Genomic DNA, 22,143 nt, shown 5'->3' on the forward strand with positions numbered 1-22,143 from the left:
TGCCGCATCGCCTGATTTAACGCAGAGAACTATGGTAAAGGGGAAAAAACCAAGATGCTTAAAACGCTCTTATTCGATCTCGATGGAACCTTGTTGCCCTTTGACCAAAACCGCTTTATGCATGGTTATTTCCACGCACTAGTGCCCGAAATCGCGCATCTTGTGAATACCAAGGAGATCGCTGCTCAAATCCTGACGGCAACCCAGGCAATGGTTGAAAATGAAGACCCGCAGTTACCGAACATTGATGCTTTCAAACATGCATTTTTTGGCACCGTAGATGTTGCAGAATCCGACATTTGGCCGATTTTCGATGAATTTTACCACACGAAGTTTGGCGATTTACAGAGTTTGACGGAACCATCTCCAATTTCTCGGGAAATATGTCGAAGCGCCCTGTCAAAAGGGTACGAACTCGTATTAGCTACAAACCCGATTTTCCCAGACGATGCAGTGCGGCATCGCATGGCGTGGGCCGGGATTGACGATGTGCCATTCAAGCTGGTCACGACGATGGAACACATGCACTTCTGTAAGCCAAGCCCAAAATACTACCTAGAAATTCTTGACCGTATTGGACGTTCCCCTGAGGAGTGTATGATGATCGGCAACGATGTTCAGGAAGATGGTGTGGCCGGCAAACTGGGCATGCAGACGTTTCTTGTGAAGGACTTTGTGATTGATCGCGGAGTCGGGCATATCGAGTTCACACACGAGGGATCACTCAAAGATGTCCTTTCTTTTATTGAATCCTTAGCGGTACTCGAGCAGAACCCAACCTTCCCGTCATAATGTAATTTCGGCCCGTGCGAAAAGCTCAGCGGTTTGAGAGAACTATTTCAGGGATGGTGGAACGGTTTTTAGTTCTTAGAGGGTGTTAAGCGGTGTTCAGTGGTGTTCAGCGGTGTTACGCGGTACAAAGCGCTGTTAAGTGGTGCTGCTATGCGGTACTAATCCCATAAAAACGAGCAAAGAGGAGCGCCCGTGATGCGGGGGCTCCTCTTTGCGCAAAACAGCTGACTATTTGATTACTTCGTTACGATATGGATTGGTGATCCGATACCGACTTCCGCTGCTTCCATCACCATTTCACCAAGTGTTGGGTGAGCGTGGATGGTCAGCGCCAAGTCCTCAAGGGTTGCACTCATCTCGATGGCGAGACCGAGCTCCGCAATCAAATTGGAAGCCTCAACGCCAATAACTTGTGCACCGACAAGTAAGCCGGAATCTTTCTCAGAAATCAGCTTCACAAAACCTTCGCTTGCATTCAGGGCCGTAGCACGACCATTCGCGGCGTACGGGAAACGCCCGACGGTTACATCGCCGTACTGCTCTTTTGCCTCTGCTTCGCTGAGACCGACGGTTGCAATCTCGGGGTCAGAGAACACGACAGCCGGAATACATCGGTAATCCACTGTACTCGGTTTACCTGCAATGGCTTCAGCAGCAACCTTGCCCTCGTAGGATGCCTTGTGTGCAAGGGCAGCGCCAGGGACGATATCACCAATTGCGAAGATCTTCGGATTGCTTGTCCGGCACTGACCGTCCACCTCAATCAGGCCTTTTTCACCGATCTTGACACCTGCAGCCTCGAGCCCAATTTCGTCAGTATTCGGTCGACGTCCCACGGTCACAAGGACGTAATCCGCTGTCACGGACTTTTCTTCATCTTTTACTTTGAAGGTCAGCGTGACGCCCTTTTCATCCTCTTGAACCGATTGTGCTAACGCTCCGGTGTAGATGTCCACGTCGTACTTCTTCAGGTTACGTGTGACGAGGCGGGTCAACTGTGGATCGAAGACGGAAAGGATGTTGTCCAGTCCTTCGACAATGGTGACCTTCGAGCCAAACTTGGCATAGGTTTGTCCAAGTTCGATCCCGATGTAGCCGCCGCCAACAACGACGAGGCGCTCAGGCACTTCCGAGAGCGACAACGCTTCTGTTGAGGAGATGACTCGCTTGCTGTAGGGGAGGGCTCGTAATTCAATCGGTCGGCTTCCCGTTGCAAGAATGCAGTGCTGGAAGTGCAACTTCTTGCCTTCATACTCCGTGACCACACGAACCTCTTCAGGACCCGTGAAAAAGACTTCGCCTGTCATGACGTTGATTTTATTCCCTTTCATCAACGTCTTAACACCACCCGTCATCTTGTCAACGACGGATTGCTTCCAGGTTTGAACCTTAGCAAAGTCAAGACTTGCAGTGGTTTCAATCCCAGGGAACGGTTGTTCTTTCGCAGACTCATACTGATGAGCTGCAGAAATCAACGCTTTGGAAGGAATACAACCACGATTCAAGCAGACTCCGCCAAGCTCAGCTTTGTCCACGATCGTTACATTCAACCCTAGCTGAGCCGCCCGAATAGCAGCAACATATCCCCCTGGGCCGGCTCCAACAACAAGAACATCCACTTCTTCTGTAAACTCTCCAACAACCACAGCTTACACCTCCATCATGAGCAGGCGAGGATTCTCGAGCAACCGCTTGATCTCGTTGACAAAGTTCTGGCCCATCACACCGTCAATGATACGGTGGTCAAAACTTAAGGACAACGCCATCATGTGTGCACCGACAACCTCGCCATTCTTCATCACAGGTTTCTCCGTAATCCGACCAACACCGAGGATAGCGACCTCTGGATAATTGATGACAGGGGTAAAGAACATCCCGCCGGCTGAACCAATGTTCGTAATGGAGATGGTGCTTCCTCTCATCTCCGCAGGACCAAGCTTGTTGGTTCTGGCTCGGGTTGCAAGGTCGGCAATTTCACCTGCGATAGTCCACATGCTCTTGCGGTCTGCGTTGCGAACGACAGGGACGACTAAGCCTCTTTCGGTGTCAGTTGCGATGCCAATGTGGTAGTTGTGCTTGACCACAAGTTCTTGGCGATCGTCATCAAGCGACGCGTTCAGATGCGGGTACTTGCGGATAGCCGCAATCATCGCCTTTACGATAAACGGCAAGTAGGTGATCTTGACCCCGCGATCTTCGGCAAGCGGCTTTAATTCCTTTCGCAGCTGAACGAGGTCTGTCACATCGACTTCATCCATCACGGTCACATGTGGTGCAGTATACATGGACTTTGCCATCGCCGCGGCAATGATCTTGCGGATCGAGGAAAGCGGAATCCGCTCTTCTGCCGTATCCGCCGTATTCACTGCAACTGTCGCGGCCAATGGCCGTGCATCTTCCGCTGCGTCTGATAAGGTCGCTTCTGCAGGACTTACGCTCGCTCCATCGAGGACTGCGTTTACGCCGCCACCCTGCAAGAACGTCTCAACGTCTTCCTTTGTAACTTTACCATTTGCGCCCGTTCCTTTCACGCGACCGATGTCGATGCCGCTTTCACGAGCAAATTTCCGTACGCCAGGGGTGGCGAGGACTTCATGCGCCCTCGAAGCAAGGGAATCTGCGTTTGCAGCCGCAGGACTTTCAACCGCAGCTGGCGTTGCTGGCGCGCTCGGAGCAGTCGGAGCAGTCTGTGATGCGGGAGTAGGCTGAGGAGATGGGGCAGCAGTTGGTGCTGTGCCTGCTGTTACAGTCCCGTCGACATTACCCTCGCCTGCGACCTCAAGCGTTAAAAGGATATCGCCTACAACTGCCGTCGTGCCCTCTTCCAGGACGAGGTTTACAACTTTCCCGTCCACAGGGCTTGGCAGTTCCACCATCGACTTGTCGTTTTCTACTTCGGCAACCGCGTCGTCTTCCTTAATGACGTCTCCAGGTTTGACCAACCATCTGGCAATTCGACCTTCATGAAGTCCTTCGCCAAGCTCCGGGAGTTTTAATTCGTAAATCGCCATTTCGTTCACCTCCAAATTACAGGCTGAGCGCCTTATCCATACCGGCCAAAACTTGCTTGGAATCCGGAATCCATTCGTCTTCAATCTGCGCAAAAGGATAAACAGTATCCGGAGGTGTGATGCGCAGTACAGGCCCCTCCAGGTGATAAATCGCGTGCTCGTTAATCTGAGCGATGATTTCGGCTGCTGCACCAGCGCTGCGCTGTGCTTCTTGGACAACCATGGCACGGTGAGTTTTCTTAATGGATGTCACAATCGTGTCGATATCAATCGGGCTGATGCTGCGAAGGTCAATAACCTCGGCTTGAACACCCCGTTTTGCGAGTTCATCGGCCGACTTCAGTGCAGTATGAACCATTGCACCGTAGGCAATAACGGTGAGGTCTTTACCTTCGCGGACTACGTTCGCCTTATCAAGGGGAACTGTGTAAGCCTCTTCAGGAACTTCCGCGCGAATCGAACGGTATAACTTCATGTGTTCAAGGAAGATAACTGGGTCGTTGTTCCGGATCGCCGAAATCAAAAGACCTTTTGCGTCATACGGGTTTGACGGGATGACAACACGGACACCGGGAGTTTGCAGGAACAACCCCTCGAGACTGTCTGCATGCATTTCCGGCGTTTTTACGCCGCCGCCAAACGGGGAGCGAACAACCAGCGGACAGGTAAAACGTCCATTGGTGCGGTAACGCATGCGGGCCGCTTGACCGGCGATTTCATCCATCGCTTCAAATACAAAGCCGAAAAACTGAATCTCCGGAACCGGTCGGAATCCCTGCATTGCAAGCCCGGTCGCAAGTCCCATAATTCCGGATTCTGCAAGCGGCGTATCAAACACACGGTCTTTGCCGTGCTTTTTCTGCAGGCCGTCAGTGGCGCGGAAGACACCGCCGTTATGGCCAACGTCTTCGCCAAATACGAGAACGTCTTTATTCAGCCCGAGCTCAACGTCAAGGGCATTATTAATGGCTTGAATCATAGTCATTTGCGCCATGTTTACGCATCCTCCTTGCCGGTGTACTCGCTTTTCTGTCTTTTCAGGCTATCAGGCAACACTTCAAACATGCTGTCAATCAAACTTGGGATGGTCATCTTCGGATAAGCGTCCGCCTGTTTCAGAGCGTCGTTTAATTCGTTTTTGGCATCCTCCATCACTTGCTCTTCGTCCTGTTCGCTCCACAATTTCTTCTGTTCAAGGAACTTACGGAAACGTACCAGCGGATCTTTTTGCTCCCACTCGTTTTCCAGTTCTTTGGTGCGATACCGCGTCGGGTCGTCGCCGCTCATGGTGTGGGGGCCAAAACGGAACGTCAACGCTTCAATTAGGGTCGGACCGTTACCGGCGCGTGCTCGGTCGACCGCTTCTTTGGTGACTGCGTACATCGCGAGAATGTCATTTCCGTCTACTTGATAACCTGGAATGCCTGCAGCAACGGATTTCTGTGCCAACGTTTCTGCAGCCGTCTGGAGTTCAACGGGTACAGAGATTGCAAACTGGTTATTCTGTACAACAAAGACAGCTGGGAGATTGAATGCGCCAGCAAAGTTGATGCCTTCGTAAAAATCGCCTTGTGATGTACCACCATCACCGGTGTATGTGATTGCAACCCGTTTTTCACCACGAAGCTTAAATGCCATCGCGATACCAGGCGTTTGTGCATACTGCGCGCCAATGATGATCTGCGGGAGCAGTGCATGCATGTCCTGCGGCATAGCTGTTCCGTGTTGATGTCCACGTGAAAACAAAATCCACTGAGTGAGGTTCCAGCCGTGGAACAAAAGTTGGGGAATGTCGCGGTATCCTGGCAAAATGAAATCGTCTTTATTCAGTGCAGCCTGGCTGCCAATCATCGATGCTTCCTGGCCGCCCGCAGGTGCGTAGAAGCCGAGCCGGCCTTGGCGGGACAGCTTAATCGCACGTTGATCGATGATGCGCGTAAAAACCATCCGCCTCATGAGTTCGCGTAAGGTATCATTTGACAAATCCGGCATCAAACTTGGATTTACTACGTCGCCGTCCTTGTTCAGAACTTGTAAATACGGGGTTTTCTCCGTTTCAAGTACGGTACTCATATACTCACCTCATTGTTGATGTGTCGATTTCAGGCTGTTTTCCTGATTGTCAATAGTTCATTAATACAGGTTCATAATTCATTATAATACACCTTGATGAAAATGCGCTAACAACTTTTAAAATGTACACTTATCTGTTGTATAGTGTAGATGTATTGTTGTGTAACAGTTTTGCTGTTGGCACTGAAACAGTTTGAAACAGTTTTGAAACAGTTTTGAACTCTGATGTACCACACCGTTTTGTCGCCTATCCGCAGTGCGTGGCATCATGAGAAGGTGTACCATGAACAAACGTTTAGGCCGTGAAGAACGAACACTTTATGACAGACGCGAAAAACATGGAAAAGGAGGGAACCGACATGACAACGACTGACGGAAATCTGTCGGACCCGCAATATACCCGCCGTGTGATTGAAACACACACGTTACAGAGTGCCCATTTGGGCGAGGATCGAACCCTGAAGATCTATCTGCCACCGGGATACACGGAACACCCTGAAGCGCGTTATCCCGTGGTCTACTGCCACGACGGACTGGAGTTCTTCACGCACGGACGGATCGCCACCATTTGCAACAAACTCATTCTCGAGGGGAAATTGAATCCGTTGTTTATTGTGGGCATCGAGGTTCATAAGCAGACGCGCAATGACGACTATGGTCCGGACGGCGCCCGTCACGATGCATACACAGCGTTTGTTGCGAAAGAGTGCGTTCCGTTTGTCGAAGGCCGCTATCGTGTCAGTGATGACCCGTACCATCGATTTATGGCGGGGATATCGCTCGGAGCCGCTGCAAGTTTGTCGCTCCATCTTCGATATCCTGAGCTGTTTCGCCGGTTGTTATTATTCTCAGGGGCCTTTTACGATACCTCGCGTGAACTCGTTCGAAGAGAGTCGTTTTTGAACGATCTCACGGCTTATATGGTTGTGGGGCGGCAGGAGACCGGTGTTGACACTACGGCTGGTCCGTATGACTTTTACCAAGCCAACCAGACCATGCGAGACCTGTTGCGAGCTCGAAGTGCAGACGTTACCTATAAGGAGTCTGACGGGACACATATCTGGGGATTTTGGCAGAAAGAAATTCCAGATGCACTTGAGTTTCTACAAAGGACACTCGCCTAAAGAAAGAGACTTGCGAACAAAGGGACACTTGGCAGACAACTTGCATAATCTAAACAAACCCCGCGAGAGAGCGGCGCAGAGCGTCGGTCTCTCAAGTCGTCCCTACAGTTGTTTGAAGATTCAAACACGGCGCTTTATGGACGAAAGGGAATTTGGCCAAGAAGGCTACGAATATAGTGAAACAATAATAAAGATTTTGCATTTGCATTCGCCGTTGTATACGTGGCCTGACTTGGATGTGCCGCCTTGAAGCACACGTCAAAATGACCGTTGCGCCAATTTGCGCGGCGACAGCCATTGCGGAATTGAGGTGGAAGATCTTCGCGAGAGCTCAGATGGCAACAGTCGCTGGTCAACAATGGGTGGATCGCCTGCCCAGACTGAAGGAGGATGCGACAATGGACTTTCTTGACCGTCTAGGTGCTTTTCGGGCAGAGGCAGAAGGCTTACGCTGGGAAGGCACGTTTGCCGATTATCTGAAGCTTGTGCAAGCAAACCCTGGAATTGCAAAAACAGCGCATGCTCGTATCTACGACATGATTGCAGCTGCAGGCATTCATGTGGATGAAGATGGGCATCGCCATTACAAGTTCTTTGAGAAAGAGATGTTTGGCGTTGAGGAGTCGCTTGAGCGTTTGGTGGAGGAGTACTTTCATGCATCTGCAAGGCGTCTTGAGGTACGAAAACGGATCCTGTTGTTGATGGGGCCAGTTAGCGGCGGCAAGTCCACACTCGTTACGATGCTGAAACGCGGTCTGGAACGTTACAGCCGAACGGATGCCGGAGCATTGTACGCAATCGCGGGCTGTCCGATGCACGAAGACCCTTTGCACCTTGTACCGCCAGAACTGCGAGATGAACTCGAAAACGCTTATGGAGTCAGGATCGAAGGAAACCTCTGCCCGGCCTGTCAGATGCGTTTGGAAACAGAGTACGGCGGGAGAAACGAAGATGTCGTTGTGCAACGAATTGTCCTGTCAGAGGACAAACGCGTTGGTATTGGAACGTTCAGCCCGTCAGACCCGAAGTCGCAGGACATTGCAGATTTGACTGGCAGCATCGACTTTTCCACCATCACAGAGTACGGATCGGAATCGGATCCCAGGGCATACCGGTTTGACGGTGAGTTGAACAAAGCAAACCGAGGGCTGATGGAGTTCCAGGAGATGCTGAAATGTGATGAGAAATTTCTCTGGCATTTGCTCAGCCTGACGCAGGAAGGCAACTTCAAGGCGGGGCGGTTCGCACTCATCTCAGCGGACGAGATGATTATCGCCCATACGAATGAAGCGGAGTATCGATCATTCATTGCCAATAAGAAAAATGAGGCTCTGCAGTCTCGTATGATCGTGATGAATATCCCATACAACCTTCGTGTAGACGATGAAGTCAAAATATACGAAAAACTTGTACGGCAAAGTGATTTGCAGGGGATTCACATCGCTCCCCATGCACTCAAAACAGCAGCCATTTTCTCCATCTTGACGCGGCTGAAGGAGCCGAAGAAGCAAGGCGTGGACTTAATGAAGAAACTGTACCTCTACAATGGCCAGTCGGTTGAGGGACTGAAAGACACAGATCTAAAAGAACTTCGCTCGGAGTATGCGGACGAGGGGATGTCAGGTCTTGATCCACGGTATGTCATCAACCGCATCTCGACCGCCCTTATCCGTCACGACACCACCTGTATCAACGCGCTTGATGTATTACGGGCGTTGAAGGAGGGACTGTCACAACACGCTTCCATCTCTGCGGAAGTCAAGGAGCGGTTGCTGAACTTCATCGCAATGGCACGGCAAGAGTACGACCAGATGGCTAAAACAGAAGTTCAAAAGGCATTCGTGTATTCGTTTGAAGAATCCGCGAAGACTTTGCTGGAGAACTACCTTGACAATGTAGAGGCGTACTGCAGTTGGCAGAAGCTGCGCGATCCGTTGACGGGCGAGGAAGTCGACCCTGACGAAAAGTTGATGCGGTCCATTGAGGAACAGATTGGAATCTCGGAAAATGCCAAGAAGGCCTTCAGGGAAGAGATTCTCATTCGCATTTCCACCTATGCAAGACGAGGCAGACGGTTTGACTACCACTCTCATGAACGACTTCGGGAGGCGATTGAGCGGAAGTTGTTTGCCGATCTGAAGGATGTCGTGAAGATTACAACGTCAACCAAGACGCCGGATGAACAGCAGTTAAAGAAGGTCAATGAGGTAACGGCTCGCTTAATGGATGATCACGGGTACTGCCCGGTATGTGCCAACGAATTACTGCGGTACACGGGAAGTCTTTTGAATCGCTGAGCCAAGCGACGGGTGGTACTCGCCCACAATGAGAGGATTGGGGAGGGAGAACGAGATGGCCGACATGAATTTCAGTCTGCAGAGAGAAGACTGGTCCTTACACCGTAAAGGCCACCAGGACCAGGAACGTCACCGGGAGAAGGTCAAACAGGCCATCAAGGAAAACCTGGGTGACCTGATTAGCGACGAGAGCATCATTATGAGCAACGGGCGCCAAATCATCAAAATTCCCATCCGGTCGTTGGAGGAGTACCGGTTCCGCTACAACTTCAACAAAGGGCAGCACGCAGGGAGTGGCGACGGTGGCAGCCAAGTTGGTGATGTGATTGCACAAGGCAAGCCGGAAGGGAACGCAAAAGGTCCAGGCAAAGGACAGGGCGCAGGTGATGCGCCCGGCCAAGACTACCTTGAAGCAGAAGTCAGCTTGGAAGAAATCCAAGCAATGTTGTTCGAAGAGTTGGAGCTGCCAAACCTGGCGCCCAAAGCACCAGACAGGGTAACCGTTGAAGATGTGGAATATAAAGATGTTCGCAAAACAGGACTGATGGGCAACATTGACAAGAAGCGGACACTTCTCGAATCCATTCGGAGAAATCAAAGGTCCGCAACGGGCAAGGTGCAGATTTTGCCTGATGACCTCAGGTTTAAAACCTGGGAAGATGTTCAAAAACCGGAATCAAGCGCTGTTGTGCTGGCGATGATGGATACCAGCGGGTCCCCGGTTGTTACATAATCAAGTAAAAAAACTGGACAAGCCTGTGTGTTGACACAATACCCTAAGGGGTATATAAATATTTATAGACAACGTTAACGAAAATATCGGTTCCGATGCCGGGGAGGTCTTTGGATTTGCATAGCTCATGGGTGATTGTTCTTGTTGTAGTTGTATTGTTTGTCCTCTGGAGATGGTGGTCCGGACGTGGTATTAACAAGCTGAACAGCGGGGCGCTTGAAGCTCGAATTAAAGAGAAACCAAACTCTATCGAGTTAGTGGATGTACGCGAGCCATCCGAGTACAAAGGCGGGCATATCGCCTTTGCGAAGAACATTCCGCTTGGTCAGATTGACAGAAAGCTTGATACGCTGCCGAAAGACAAGGACATCGTCTTTGTTTGTCAGAGTGGTGCACGCAGTATGATGGCTGCCCGGAAAGCAAAAAAAGCGGGATTACAGGCTATCTACAACCTCTCCGGCGGTATGTCTGCTTGGCGAGGACCAGTGAAACGGTAACACCATCAGCAATCCATCTCGGTCGCTGCTTCACCTGATGACAGAATCGTATATCAAACCGGGTCAGGATCCACGAGTTGTTTTGGATCCTGGCCCGGTTTTTGTTTTTGCCCATGAGACAACCCGTAACTTGCATAGGGTTTTAGTAAGGAGGGGGGATTATGGGGGAAAGTTCGCAGAAGTATCTACCTAATGCGCGATATGAAGGAAGGACAATTCGCCAATCCAGGGACGGGCAGAAGGTTCAAATTGGCGATGCCCGCGTGGTGTACCCGGAGTCTCCGCACGTATCAGCTTGGTTTCAGAGCGAGATCGAAAGCTGGATTCTAGAAGAATTCCACGAGGAAGTGAAGGTAGACCCGTTACCGACTCTTGACAGCAAGTCCGCATCCACTCGGTTATCCAGCAACAACCATCAGAGGGGGTAAGGCTTTGCAACGTTGCGCGGTGTATGCGCGGGTAAGTACCGACATGCAGGGAGAGAGCCTCGAGAATCAGGTGGACTATGCGCTCGAGTACATTCGGCGGCTTGGTTTGGACTATCAGATTGAAGAGTCTTGTATTTACACGGATTTTGACCAAAGCGGGTACTACACTCGATTCCTCCAAAGACCAGCTATTGAACGTGCCCTCCACGATGCGAGGGAGCGTCGTTATGACGTAATTGTATTTAAGGAAATCAGCCGAATTAGTCGCGATCAAGCCGAACACATCGAAATTGTCAGTCGGTTTACTCAGTACGGTGTTCGGATGATAGCCATCAATGATAACCTCGACAGCAGCCGGCCAGAGACCCTTGACCTGCTAGGAATCCACTCCGTGATGGCAGAGCTCGAAAGCAAACGCATCTCGTCTCGCGTATCTTCAGGGAAGAAGTCGTTAGCTCGAAGGGGTCAATGGACAGGGGAAGCACCGATTGGATATGTGGTCAACAAAGAGACAAAATCGCTTGAAGAGGACATGACGAAGAGCGAGATTCCTCGACTGATTTTCAGACTGTATACAGAGGAGGGGTACGGCACGCTTCGCATCGCAGCGTATTTAAACGAGCGCGCGTTGTTCACAAAGAACGGGAAGCCGTGGTCGCGAGTGACTGTGCATCGTGTACTGTGCAATCCCGCTTACCGGGGAGATCTCGTTTACGGCCGTACTCGTAATCAATTGAAGCGAAAATTTGACGAATCAGGGTACACAAAGTCACATGGACGTGAAAAAATTCCGCAACAAGACTGGATTGTCGTAAGTGGAGCTCACCCCGCCCTGATTGATGATAAAACTTTCCAGAAGGCTCAGTCTATTCTCGCGGGCAGGAGTCACAACAATCCCAGAAGATCGCGACATCCACTGACGGGAATTCTCACGTGCGGCCGTTGTGGCGCGGGGCTCATCTGCCAGATGCAGCGTCATGACACAAAAGAATATCGTTACTATTCCTGCAGCCGGAAGTTCCGGTTCGGCAAGAACGCCTGCACTCAGCCCAACGTGAATGCAGATGAAATCGAAGCGTTACTCAGTCAGTGGCTGTTTCGCCAATTGAGTCAACTGAGCGCGCAGCGTTTTTCTGTTCAACAAAAAAAGTTATCAAACAAGAGCAGTACCAAGCGTATCGCCGAACTTGAGCGTGCCCTTGAAAGGGCGCAAACCGGCCTGACTCGCCTGCTGATGGATACGAGTCTATCGGAGGATACGGTCGAGCGCCTGAAGCTAAACTACGTGAAACTCATTGAATCCCTCGAAGAACAGATACAAGCGGTGAAGACACAGATGACGAGATCAGTAGTTAAAGCTCCGTCCATGGTATCTGGGGACGATTACCTGAATCAAATGAAGTGGCAGACTGTACATCGCGATCGTGACCGATTTCGTCAGGTGGTTCACGGGCTTGTTCAGAGTGTCACCGTTGATGGAATGAAAGTGAAGGAGATTGCACTTCGGTATGACTTTCATCCGCCTCCGTCTGACCCCATTGGTTATGAAAGTCACGGGCGTCTCAAGTAACCCGTACTCCATCATGCAACATCCGCATCAATGGGGCTGTTTGAAAAGTACTGTGCCCGCACCTTTTTCTTCTGGATGACACGGTTCTTGAAGACGAAGTACGAGACCGTTCAAATTCGTTACATTGCTCATCACACGGAGGCAAAAGAGGTCAGTGAGGATCACTTCTTCAATCGGGGAGAAAGCGGCGGAACGATTTGCTCATCTGCATACGAAAAAGCACTGCAGATCATCGAACGCGATTACCCGCCGGATTATTACAACCTGTATCCGATTCACTTTTCGGACGGTGATAACTTGACCTCAGACAACGAGAAGTGCGTTCGCTACGTGAAGCAGCTTTGCGACATATCGCAGATGTTCGGGTATGCCGAAGTGAACCAGTATAATCGCAGTTCCACCTTGATGAGTGCGTACGGAAAACTGCGCCACCCAGATTTCCGGACAGCCGTCATTCGTGACAAGTCAGGGGTTTACGAGGCGTTGCGGCAGTTCTTCTCCGCCAAGCAGAGCGGGGTGAAACCAGCATGAACCTGCTTGAAATGGAAGAGCTCGAGAACAGTATAGAGAAGATGATGGAGATTGCTACAGGGTTTGGCCTGGACTACTATCCAATGCGCTTCGAGGTCTGCCCTGCAGACATCATCTACACGTTCGGGGCATACGGAATGCCCACTCGTTACAGTCACTGGAGCTTCGGTAAAGCAAAACAACATAAAAATGAAAAAACTATACGTTCCAGATGATCTCGGCCTCAGTACCTTTGGGGTGCAGGATGATCTTTTTTATCGCCGCTCTAAGCACGGTTTGGCGTTCTTCCAACTCAAGAACGTCCCAAGCAGTTGATATGAGGTTCAACGAATCGAAAACTTCTCCGCTTTTGTCCACACGGTAGTCAGAGTCCTCAACTTCTTCTAGCCGAATCGTGAGGGCTTTTTTTGTCTCCTCAAGCGGTTGAATTCGGTCTTTAAGTTGTCTCGGATCAAGGACTCCTTCTTCAAATGCCGTGTACCAACGATCAAGTTTCTTTTCAACCTCGTTAAGATCAAACTTGATTTCGTCTATTAAGCTGTCACTCTCACTAGAGGACTCTTGCATGGTGTTGAGCTGCGATTGAACAACGGATGGATCGAGTGCGGCTTGCTTTAGCAGAGATACCACATAGTCATCCAACTTGACCTCATTGAAATACCCGAGATTGCATTTTGGTTGCCCTTTGCGCTCTTTAGGTCTAACGTGCTGTCGCTTGCAACAGTAGAGAGGGTAGACATATTCCTTTTCATGTTTACTTTTACGAATGATATGGATAATTGACCCACCACATAGCCCGCAAACCATCAGTCCGCTTAACAGATATGTACCAGCCGGAGCTTTGCCATCCCTCCGGCTCTCCATTTCCCCTTGAACTTGTTCCCACACTTCTTTACTCACAATGGCCTCATGACGCCCTTTGACGAGCTTTCCTGCGTTGTTCATATATCCCATGTAGAGCGGGCGGCGGAGGAATTCGCGAATGCGTGCATGATCAATCGTTCTGTCAGTCGTCCTATCTGCAAGCCACTCCGCGATCCAGTTATAAGACCGCCCTTGGAGATAAAAGTCGAACACATCTCGCACAAGTGACGCTTGTTGAGGGTGTATTTGCAATTCCTGTCGTTCTTTGTCCCACCGATAGCCAAAAGGAATGCGACCTCCATACCACATGCCTTTACTTGTTCTAACTCGTCTCCCCATGGTTGTTCGTTCAACGATAGTGTCCCTCTCCAATTGAGCAAAAACAGCGAGAATACCGATCATGGCTTGCCCAAGCGGGGTGCCAGTGTCAAATGGCTCTGAGGCAGATTTGAATATGACTTTGTTAGCCATGAACACATCTGAAAGCATATTGATTATATCTTGTTGTTTACGGCCCAACCTGTCGAGCTTATACACGATGACGGCATCTATTTTTTTTTGCTTGATGTGCTGGATCATCCGTTGCAACTGGGGGCGATCCGTGTTAGTTCCGCTGTATCCGTCGTCCGTGTAGAGCCTGTAGTCTGTCCATCCTTGAGAGGCACAGTAGGCTTTGAGACGTTCCTGTTGGTTTTCAATCGAAAACCCTTGTTGAGCTTGCTCATCTGTGGATACTCGGCAGTAAAGTGCAACAGTCATTAGTGATTAACACCCCGAATCGCCATTGGATGAAAAAATCATATCAAATTGTATGAGAGACGCAAGGGCAAATACTATCCTCGCCCCGCTGGCTTCCTATCAAAAGTCCCCTTTGAACGGAATCTATGACCAACGAAAACATTTTTTGAGATTCTAGCGCAAATAGTGTCGCTTTTTGAGAGCAAACGGGTACACTTACGTGCTTCGAAATTCAAAGTTCAGAGGGATGAGAAAATGAAAGAGGTTTTGACGCCGGAAGAGGTAGCACGGTTGCTGACTAAGGAATATTTAACCCCGCAAGAGATAGCAAGCCTAATGAGGCTTAACGTCAAAACCATCTACGCGCTGCTGGATAACGGAGAACTGCAAGGGAAGAAATGGGGCAACCAGTGGCGTGTTCACCGCAGCCAGTTGGAGGCGTAAAAAAACCTGAATAAAATATTTTTCGACAATATTCGACATGAAATAGGTTGTACGCCGAGAGGTTTTACAGCCCCAACTAGATGCCAGAAATACGCTGCATATAGCGTCAAAGTGACTCAATAGCGAGAAATGAACACTGCATTTATGATAAATAGTGTCACGGTTCGACAACTAAAAAGAAGGAGTGAACGACAATGAATGAGTGGCTCAAAATTGAGGAAGCGGCGGAGATTTTACGTGTTAATCCAACCACATTAAGGATTTGGGCGCGAGAAGGAAAGATTCCAGCCAAGAAATATGGACGCTGCTGGCGCATCCATCGCAGTGTCGTCGAGGCGGCCTAAAAAAAGCAAAAGACCAGCGTGTCACCGCTGGCCTTCGCCAAAACCGTCTCTGAACCTTTAGCTCCGTACTACAACCAACAGCGCAACCGCACAGCAATGCGGTTTGCAACTATCGGAGGGATAACCGTGACCGCAGATCACGATAATCATCCTCATATCCAGTTTACACCGGATGTGAGTGGCAACGCAAGCGGCTCTAGGCCGACATCGTTGGAATTCTTCTCAAAACACGGATTTCGACTCTTGCCTGTGAATTCTATGAAAAATGGTCTTTGCACTTGTGGGCGTGGCCCTGATTGCCCTGAAAAATCGCGTGGAAAGCATCCACGTATCCTAGCATGGCAGGACAACGCCACAACTGACCTCATTCAACTTGCAAAGTGGAAAAAGCAATGGCCGGACACGAACTGGGCATTAGCGTGCGGGCCAGAATCAAAGGTTTGGGTACTGGACATCGACAACCACAAGAACGGATACGAGTCGTTGGCGCGACTCGAAGAAAAGGTTGGCACTCTGCGTGGGAACACTGTCATGGTCAAAACGGGCGGCGGTGGACTACATATCTACTTTGCTTGGCCTACCGATGGCTCTCTCATCACGAACAAAGTTGATTTGAAAGAGTACGAAGGAATTGACGTTCGCGGTGATGGCGGATATGTCGTCGTTCCTCCGGCGTTGCACCGTTCAGGAAATCGCTATAAGTGGCTGGAAGGACTTGACCCGGACAGCATTACACTGGCACAGGCTCCACAAGCCTTGATTGAACTTATAAAGACATCTGAGGAATACGTGCGTTCGGGGAAACCGAAAGACACAAGACCTTGGGACAACGTTCCTGATGAAGTGATACGCGAAAAAGCCCCGGCTTTATGTGCGCGGATTGAGTATTTCACTTCTGAGGCGGGTGCAAACGATGTCAGCTACGAAGATTGGGTAGCACTCGCATCGTGGGCACATGCCATGACGGATGAAGACTCTGTTTTCCATGATTGGAGTTCAGTTGATAAAGACCGTTACAGCAAGCGTGATACGGGTCGGAAGTGGAAAGACACAAATGATATGGCTCCGCGTAGTTGCCACAGGGCGCAAGCTGATCATCCATTGGAACAGTGCGAGAATTGTCCTCTGTTTGAATTGGACAAGAACCCGTCGTATCACGTCCGAGTTGCGTATAATCGGGAACTCAGTAAACCCGGCCCATTCGGGGCACCGCCGCCGAACCTAGAACTACTTGAACAACGTCGCAAAGCACATCAGAAGGAGCGTGAGGCTTACATGGAGGCACTACAGGTAGTAAACGAGGTAGCGGCGGCTGGCATGGAGGCCACCGCACCGAAGATTGATGTGACGGAGGACAACGAAGGCGAGTACAGTTCCACAAAGGAAGCTGGACAAGCCCACGAGGAACCGGGAGCGGGGCAGGGACGGGCGAAGTTCAAGGTGTACGACAATCTCGAACCGTACCTTGAGCAGTCCCTTGCATTGGCGGAGCAACTCAAGAACGGAGACGATCCGTTCAACCTTATGCCAGAAGTTGCGAGGGTGTTGGCAGCTATCAAAAGACTGGCTCCGACACGTTACAATGCAGAACACACTCGTATAATGTCAGCCGAGTGTGATGGCCGCCCAAAAGGACAGAAAGCAAGATACACAACCAAGACAATTGATCAAGCGGTTAAATCAGCGACAGAAAATGAAGTAAATCACCTTATGAGTCATCGGGGTACTGTCGGTGATTATTGGCCGGATGCACCAGTAGCGCATCATCATCTACCTATTGCCGAGGGTTTTGGCTGTTCTGATGATGGTGTCAGTAAGGTCGTTATGGTAGGGAACGGTGTTGCACAGGAAGAGGTGAGTGGTCAACCTGTTTACGTCGCCGCGCCTCGTTTGAATATCAGCACTGGTGAAACGCAAATGGTGATTATGCACAGAACTCGTTACGCAGGTTGGCAGGAAATTACTGAGTTGCCTAGCGTGGCTACTAACCCGTACTCCGTGAGAAAGCTGGCGGACAAATCTCTGTCAGTTTTGAACGCTCCACACATGGCAGAGTACATCAATAAGTGCAACGATCTTGTGGTCAACACGTTCGGCGAAGCCCCCGGCCTCCAGACGGAGCGGCTTGGGTTGCATTTGACGACAGATGACGAGGACTCGGATGAGAAAGACAACGTCACGTTTGTCTGGCTGGACAAAAGTGTGGGAGCGAAGAAGATAACGCCTGCACCACAGTCAGGTACGCGAAGTTTCATGAGTAACTATCGCCCTAAGGGTAGTGCTGACGTTGAGATGAATGGAGTCTTTGGGGTATTGAGGAACTTCCCCAAAACGGCTTTTGCCTTTGGGGTTATGGCGTCAGCATTTTTGGTGCGTGCTGCACGCGAATCTAAAGCTATTGAGTTTTATGGTTTCTGTGCTGAGATTGTTTCGGCAAAGACAACAATCGGTAAAAGCAAAACCCTTGAATTCGCCATTGCTCCGTGGGCAAATCCGGATGTGATAAGGCCGTTAGATGGAACATCGTTTGGAGTGGGAGAGGTCTTGCACGCAATGTCTGATCTTCCTGTGGGATTTGTAGAAGGGCAGCAGCTAAATGACAATACCAAGGGAACTGCCGATGCTCAACGCATCCTGCACGCCTTGGGTGATGGTGGAACTCGTTTGCTAGGAGCAAAAACGGGGGGTATTCGGAATTCAAATCAATTGCACACCACGGTCATGATGGCGAACAACGCATCGGTCTTGCCAGATTCAGCGGATGATGGCCCCCGTGCAAGGCTTTTGCCCGTTAATCCCCTCATCCCGCCGGGTGATGAATTTATTGCGCAACAGGTGGACTCTTTCGCGGAGTTGTTTGCGGGAAATCACGGTCATGGTGGCAGGGCATTGGTCGAAGGTTTTCTGGCGGATTGTGATGGTAATTGGAAGAAGTTCAAGGACAAAGTAAATGCTGATCTGAAAGCTGAAATCGCTCAGATTAAAGTCCCTCAACTTTCCGGTGATCTTGCTCGACGTGTAAGCCGCCGTCGAAAACTTGTTGGGCTTGCACGTTTGGGTTTTAAGTACCTAATTCACTACGCCTATCCCGGCTTTGAGAGATTGCCAGCAGAATACTTTGACCCTTGGATGAATGGAATTCAAGAAGTTTTCGACGAACTTGTGAATAACGAACGCAAATACGAGCGTGAGAACAACACCTCGTTACGCTTGCTGGATCAAATCGGGGATTGGGTTCAATCGGAACTTGGAAAGGTACGAGGTTGCGAACCTAAACGGCTTGTCAGTGGTGTTGAAGAACCCGTAATCCCGTCTTACTACATCGGGGCACTTACTACTGTGAATGGGGTAAAGTGCATCGGGTTATACAAGATGCGTCTGGAGGATTTTGTGAACGGCAAATACAAAAAATCATTGCGTGCGTTGATCCCGGAGTGGGAAGAAGCAGAGGTTTTGGTGAAAGACAAAGACCAAACAACTCGAAAGGTTAATAAAATTGACCCTGTTGAGAAGAAGCCGTTTGGGAAAACGTTGGTATTTTCACTTGAATCGCTCGGCCTTGATGATTTGGATGGCGGCGACGAAGGCCAGCAGCAGAGAGATGAAAGTAATCATCAGTCGGTTGAAAGTGACAACGACATCTAAACCCAAAGCCCTCAAGCCCGCACGAATATTCACGGTGCGGGTCTTTCTTTTCTACGATTTTAACAGCACTTGTCAGGGACACCGATAGGGACATTTTGGAGTGGAATAGGGACATGCAGGGACATCCCAAATAACATGCGATCTACGGAGACATGGACGAGCGGGCTATTTTGTCGCAATGTCCCTATGTCCCTGAATTTTTCCGGGATGTATGTCTATGTATCTATTTTTTAATTTGTTCATTGATAGGGATGTAACTCTGTGAAAAAGAGATTTCGCACTTTATGTATAGTGATTGCAGTAGGGACATAGGGACATTGATCTGAAAATCCTTATATAGTGCGACTTTCTAGGCATTTTCATGTCCCTGCATGTCCCTAAAATGAGGGTAAATGTTCCTATTCTAGTGCCAAATGTCCCTGCTCTGTGAGCGGCTTTTTTTGAATTGCAATCACTGACACATTCCCCCGTAACTCTGCACCCCTTTCTCCGCCGCTCCATCTCCATGCAACCCTGCCATGCCATTACCCCAGAACTGCCGCCGTCGCACCACTCCTGCCCTGCGATTGCACATGCCACCCCCAGAATCCCCGCCCGGAACGCGGAAATCTGCATCGCGCCCTAATTCACCGCCACCCGGAACCCCGCGTCCGCCAAGGACTGTTTCCTACTCCTTGCAACCCCGTGATCCCTGTAAGCCTCGAAGCATCGCGCGGAAGGGAGAGAACCACTGTTCACGTTTACTCACAGCGACCCGCAGACCCGCACGCGGCAAGGACTCGTCACCGGGTCATCGAGTATGCAAAGGAACATTTTTGCGGAACTGAAATTCTTTATAAATGCCTTGACGTGGCAACATCTGGGTTGTATTATGTATTTAACTAGAAATATATTTCCTTACAAATGACAAGGAAGTGAACGGACGTGTCTCTAATTGATCTGGATCGTGCAATCATTCGCACTGGAGGCAAATTTGACTCTATGGTGGAGCGTTGCTACTACCGCCCAGTAGAGCGCGAGGCGTTAGTTTTTCCAATCTGTGCGCTAATCCCCGGAGACGCTTTGTACCAATGTCGCGGAGAGGACGCGGTACTTGCGTTTCTGACGCTTTCACCGTATCCACAACTGAACTCGCAAACGAGGCTTGAAAAACGGTTTGCCGCATGCGTTCACGCGGCGGAAGGACACGCCTACCGGGGCGAAGCAATCAGCGTTGTAGTCGGCGACTGCGTGTATATGGACAACCATGATGGGAAAGCTGTCTCACCGTTTCTATACGATGCTAGTAACGAGAGAACGCTTCTTGCATCATTGGTCGCAAATGGCGACCTGAAACTTTGGGAACGCGCAGACAGTAGAATTCTCCGAGGCCGTCGAGCCGACGCACAAATCATGAATAGGTCATGTAGCAATTGTGTGTTCCGCAGACAGACAGGCTCCATCGGGAGCGCGAATTACGACCGCTGGTGCCACTTGGACTTGCTTGCATTGGATGTGGATCGAGCAAAGTCCTGTGCAAGTTACCGGGCCGCAGAGCAAAGACCAAGTGACAGGTTTGTTCGCATTAAGGCCGACGACATCTGGATTCCACCGTTTGCAGAACGTCCACAAGGGCCGTTTTCAGTGGCTGCAAACGATAAATGAGGTGACATCAACGTGATGGAGAAACGAAAGCGAGGCAGACCGCCGAAAGACCCTTCCGGGCGGCGCGTTGCAAAGATAAGCACCTATGTCTCGGATGAAGTTGCAGACGCATTAAGGGCTGAGTCCGACGTTCGCGGGATGACGATCTCAGAACTAGTTGCAACGGTATTGGAAGGGCACGTTTTTAGTGACAAAAAAGACGTACAACTTCCACCGGTTCCACGCGATGCGATATACGCAGTCATCATGGCTTTGGCGGACGAGGGATTGATTCTTGGTGCGAATGTGTCACCAAAAACAATACCTAAAACAATAAGTAGTGCGAAATTGTCACCACAAACCTCACTCCCTTCTACGACGGGCGCAAAAGCAGAGGAACAGCGTGACGATGATAGCGGGTCGAATGTAGCACCAAGCACGAAACGAAGAGGCAAAGGAGGCGAGGACACATGATCTTGAATTGGGCCGACGGTCAATACACGGACACTGAAAAAATTGTAGGAGCAATCTATGACGCAGGGTGCATACGCCGCTCAGATTTGATGGAAATCCTCGAATGGAAGCGCAGCAAGACTGATGCGCATCTTCTCAAATTGAGACAGCGTGAAATGCTTATCACAAGGCGTGATCACCGTTCTGAGACTGTCTACATGCTTGCGGAAAACGGCGTTCGGTTTGCCCAACAGCTAGTCGGCTTTGACGGCAAAGTAATCACGATGGAAGCTCAAATTTCGCACCAGTTGGGAGTCAACGACATTTTGATGCGGTTTATCCGTGCTTACGGGCGCGATGGAGTCAAGTGGTATTCGACCAGAGAGGCATCGGACGAGCTTTTTAATTTTAGGAGCATGGTCGGACAATCGGACAGAGACATTCGCACCAACTACATCCGCCCTGACGCTTTGATATTGACCCCGAATGATTACATCTTCTGGATCGAATACGACAATGCGACGGAATCTAGCAGGCAGATCAGAAAGAAGTACATGCTATACATCCAAAATCTTTCAGTAATCGACGAAGTGACCTATGGAGAGATGCGCCGAGTTGTATGGATTTCCCCTAGCGTAGAACGAACCCGCTGGCTTGAAGCCAGGTGGAACGAGGTCAAGGAAAAGAGAAATACGAACGTGGAAATGCGCTTTTTTGTTGCAGGGGAAGAGACACACGATCTTGCAGGGATCAAGGTGCAGCAAACAGTGTAACAACGATACACCGATCAGCGGATCAAAGAACCAAGGCCAATCCAAGAACCAAAGAGGGCCGAAAACTAAACCGCCGGAGGCGGTAGATTGTCTCTGAGAGAACCAAGTTCCGAAGGAACTATAAGCGGCTCAACGGCTAAAAAGGATAGCGTACCAAGCGGATTCGGGGCCAAATTTGGATTGGCACCGAATTGATACCGAAC

18 protein-coding genes and 2 pseudogenes are annotated in these 22,143 nt (G+C 50.1%); 15 read left to right on the forward strand and 5 right to left on the reverse strand.

What is annotated here, in order from left to right; all coding sequences use genetic code 11:
• Positions 1 to 54 precede the first annotated feature (54 nt).
• Positions 55 to 792, forward strand: a complete 738-nt coding sequence (locus AN477_RS00470; protein WP_054967225.1) for an HAD family hydrolase — start codon at positions 55 to 57, stop codon at positions 790 to 792.
• A 236-nt stretch (positions 793 to 1,028) separates the two neighbouring features.
• On the opposite strand, the gene lpdA is transcribed toward AN477_RS00470, so the two are convergent.
• The 4 genes from lpdA to pdhA are packed head-to-tail and all read right to left on the reverse strand — an operon-like array spanning position 1,029 to position 5,876.
• Positions 1,029 to 2,438: a dihydrolipoyl dehydrogenase gene (gene lpdA / locus AN477_RS00475; protein WP_054967226.1), complete on the reverse strand. Its 1,410-nt coding sequence runs from the start codon at positions 2,436 to 2,438 to the stop codon at positions 1,029 to 1,031.
• Between the two features lie 3 nt (positions 2,439 to 2,441).
• Positions 2,442 to 3,803 carry a dihydrolipoamide acetyltransferase family protein gene (locus AN477_RS00480; RefSeq protein ID WP_054967227.1) on the reverse strand — a complete coding sequence of 454 codons (1,362 nt, stop codon included), beginning with the start codon at positions 3,801 to 3,803 and terminating at the stop codon, positions 2,442 to 2,444.
• Positions 3,804 to 3,819: 16 nt separating this feature from the next.
• On the reverse strand, positions 3,820 to 4,797 hold the full coding sequence (locus AN477_RS00485; RefSeq protein ID WP_054967228.1) for an alpha-ketoacid dehydrogenase subunit beta: 978 nt from the start codon (positions 4,795 to 4,797) through the stop codon (positions 3,820 to 3,822).
• 2 nt (positions 4,798 to 4,799) lie between these two features.
• Positions 4,800 to 5,876 carry a pyruvate dehydrogenase (acetyl-transferring) E1 component subunit alpha gene (gene pdhA / locus AN477_RS00490; protein ID WP_054967229.1) on the reverse strand — a complete coding sequence of 359 codons (1,077 nt, stop codon included), beginning with the start codon at positions 5,874 to 5,876 and terminating at the stop codon, positions 4,800 to 4,802.
• 359 nt (positions 5,877 to 6,235) lie between these two features.
• Here pdhA and AN477_RS00495 point away from each other — a divergent pair, with 359 nt between their 5' ends.
• From AN477_RS00495 to AN477_RS00530, 8 genes and pseudogenes are all read left to right on the forward strand, one after another.
• Positions 6,236 to 7,000, forward strand: a complete 765-nt coding sequence (locus AN477_RS00495) for an alpha/beta hydrolase (protein ID WP_054967230.1) — start codon at positions 6,236 to 6,238, stop codon at positions 6,998 to 7,000.
• Between the two features lie 398 nt (positions 7,001 to 7,398).
• Positions 7,399 to 9,297: a PrkA family serine protein kinase gene (locus AN477_RS00500; protein ID WP_054967515.1), complete on the forward strand. Its 1,899-nt coding sequence runs from the start codon at positions 7,399 to 7,401 to the stop codon at positions 9,295 to 9,297.
• Positions 9,298 to 9,352: 55 nt separating this feature from the next.
• A pseudogene (locus AN477_RS00505) lies at positions 9,353 to 10,015 on the forward strand (DUF444 family protein); the annotation flags it as partial.
• 131 nt (positions 10,016 to 10,146) lie between these two features.
• Positions 10,147 to 10,527, forward strand: coding sequence for a rhodanese-like domain-containing protein (locus AN477_RS00510; RefSeq protein WP_054967232.1), 381 nt, complete (start codon positions 10,147 to 10,149; stop codon positions 10,525 to 10,527).
• Positions 10,528 to 10,688: 161 nt separating this feature from the next.
• Positions 10,689 to 10,955 (forward strand): hypothetical protein, encoded by a 267-nt coding sequence (locus AN477_RS00515; protein ID WP_054967233.1) that lies wholly within the window; start codon positions 10,689 to 10,691, stop codon positions 10,953 to 10,955.
• A gap of 4 nt (positions 10,956 to 10,959) precedes the next feature.
• Positions 10,960 to 12,525 carry a recombinase family protein gene (locus AN477_RS00520; protein ID WP_054967234.1) on the forward strand — a complete coding sequence of 522 codons (1,566 nt, stop codon included), beginning with the start codon at positions 10,960 to 10,962 and terminating at the stop codon, positions 12,523 to 12,525.
• Positions 12,526 to 12,543: 18 nt separating this feature from the next.
• Positions 12,544 to 13,056 (forward strand): annotated as a pseudogene (locus AN477_RS00525) (DUF444 family protein); the annotation flags it as partial.
• On the forward strand, positions 13,053 to 13,271 hold the full coding sequence (locus tag AN477_RS00530; protein ID WP_054967235.1) for a SpoVR family protein: 219 nt from the start codon (positions 13,053 to 13,055) through the stop codon (positions 13,269 to 13,271). The pseudogene AN477_RS00525 and the gene AN477_RS00530, both read left to right, overlap by 4 nt.
• Here AN477_RS00530 and AN477_RS00535 read toward each other — a convergent pair.
• Positions 13,255 to 14,679, reverse strand: coding sequence for a recombinase family protein (locus AN477_RS00535; protein WP_083485805.1), 1,425 nt, complete (start codon positions 14,677 to 14,679; stop codon positions 13,255 to 13,257). The genes AN477_RS00530 and AN477_RS00535 overlap by 17 nt on opposite strands.
• A 234-nt stretch (positions 14,680 to 14,913) precedes the next feature.
• On the opposite strand from AN477_RS00535, the gene AN477_RS00540 reads away from it, so the two are divergent.
• The 6 genes from AN477_RS00540 to AN477_RS00560 all read left to right on the forward strand — a co-directional run bounded on the left by AN477_RS00540 (position 14,914) and on the right by AN477_RS00560 (position 21,940).
• On the forward strand, positions 14,914 to 15,102 hold the full coding sequence (locus AN477_RS00540; protein ID WP_054967236.1) for a helix-turn-helix domain-containing protein: 189 nt from the start codon (positions 14,914 to 14,916) through the stop codon (positions 15,100 to 15,102).
• Positions 15,103 to 15,296: 194 nt separating this feature from the next.
• Positions 15,297 to 15,446, forward strand: a complete 150-nt coding sequence (locus tag AN477_RS23580; protein WP_083485806.1) for a helix-turn-helix domain-containing protein — start codon at positions 15,297 to 15,299, stop codon at positions 15,444 to 15,446.
• A gap of 126 nt (positions 15,447 to 15,572) precedes the next feature.
• On the forward strand, positions 15,573 to 19,091 hold the full coding sequence (locus AN477_RS00545) for a bifunctional DNA primase/polymerase (protein ID WP_054967237.1): 3,519 nt from the start codon (positions 15,573 to 15,575) through the stop codon (positions 19,089 to 19,091).
• 924 nt (positions 19,092 to 20,015) lie between these two features.
• Complete coding sequence (locus AN477_RS00550; RefSeq protein ID WP_054967238.1) at positions 20,016 to 20,735, forward strand: hypothetical protein; 720 nt, start codon at positions 20,016 to 20,018, stop codon at positions 20,733 to 20,735.
• Positions 20,736 to 20,747: 12 nt separating this feature from the next.
• Positions 20,748 to 21,188: a hypothetical protein gene (locus tag AN477_RS00555; RefSeq protein ID WP_157061736.1), complete on the forward strand. Its 441-nt coding sequence runs from the start codon at positions 20,748 to 20,750 to the stop codon at positions 21,186 to 21,188.
• Positions 21,185 to 21,940, forward strand: coding sequence for a replication-relaxation family protein (locus AN477_RS00560; RefSeq protein WP_054967240.1), 756 nt, complete (start codon positions 21,185 to 21,187; stop codon positions 21,938 to 21,940). Before AN477_RS00555 ends, AN477_RS00560 begins: the two co-directional genes overlap by 4 nt.
• Positions 21,941 to 22,143: the final 203 nt, after the last annotated feature.

The sequence above is a fragment of the Paenalicyclobacillus ferrooxydans genome (assembly GCF_001399675.1).
Taxonomy (GTDB): domain Bacteria; phylum Bacillota; class Bacilli; order Alicyclobacillales; family Alicyclobacillaceae; genus Alicyclobacillus_B; species Alicyclobacillus_B ferrooxydans.

What these genes read in the sequence shown, in the direction of transcription:
- AN477_RS00495 (WP_054967230.1), top strand. Translation starts at nt 6,236, where the DNA reads ATGACAACGACTGACGGAAATCTGTCGGACCCGCAATATACCCGCCGT.
- pdhA (WP_054967229.1), bottom strand. Translation starts at nt 5,876, where the DNA reads ATGAGTACCGTACTTGAAACGGAGAAAACCCCGTATTTACAAGTTCTG.
- AN477_RS23580 (WP_083485806.1), top strand. Translation starts at nt 15,297, where the DNA reads ATGAATGAGTGGCTCAAAATTGAGGAAGCGGCGGAGATTTTACGTGTT.
- AN477_RS00515 (WP_054967233.1), top strand. Translation starts at nt 10,689, where the DNA reads ATGGGGGAAAGTTCGCAGAAGTATCTACCTAATGCGCGATATGAAGGA.
- AN477_RS00535 (WP_083485805.1), bottom strand. Translation starts at nt 14,679, where the DNA reads ATGACTGTTGCACTTTACTGCCGAGTATCCACAGATGAGCAAGCTCAA.
- AN477_RS00540 (WP_054967236.1), top strand. Translation starts at nt 14,914, where the DNA reads ATGAAAGAGGTTTTGACGCCGGAAGAGGTAGCACGGTTGCTGACTAAG.
- AN477_RS00485 (WP_054967228.1), bottom strand. Translation starts at nt 4,797, where the DNA reads ATGGCGCAAATGACTATGATTCAAGCCATTAATAATGCCCTTGACGTT.
- AN477_RS00560 (WP_054967240.1), top strand. Translation starts at nt 21,185, where the DNA reads ATGATCTTGAATTGGGCCGACGGTCAATACACGGACACTGAAAAAATT.
- AN477_RS00500 (WP_054967515.1), top strand. Translation starts at nt 7,399, where the DNA reads ATGGACTTTCTTGACCGTCTAGGTGCTTTTCGGGCAGAGGCAGAAGGC.
- AN477_RS00470 (WP_054967225.1), top strand. Translation starts at nt 55, where the DNA reads ATGCTTAAAACGCTCTTATTCGATCTCGATGGAACCTTGTTGCCCTTT.
- AN477_RS00530 (WP_054967235.1), top strand. Translation starts at nt 13,053, where the DNA reads ATGAACCTGCTTGAAATGGAAGAGCTCGAGAACAGTATAGAGAAGATG.
- AN477_RS00480 (WP_054967227.1), bottom strand. Translation starts at nt 3,803, where the DNA reads ATGGCGATTTACGAATTAAAACTCCCGGAGCTTGGCGAAGGACTTCAT.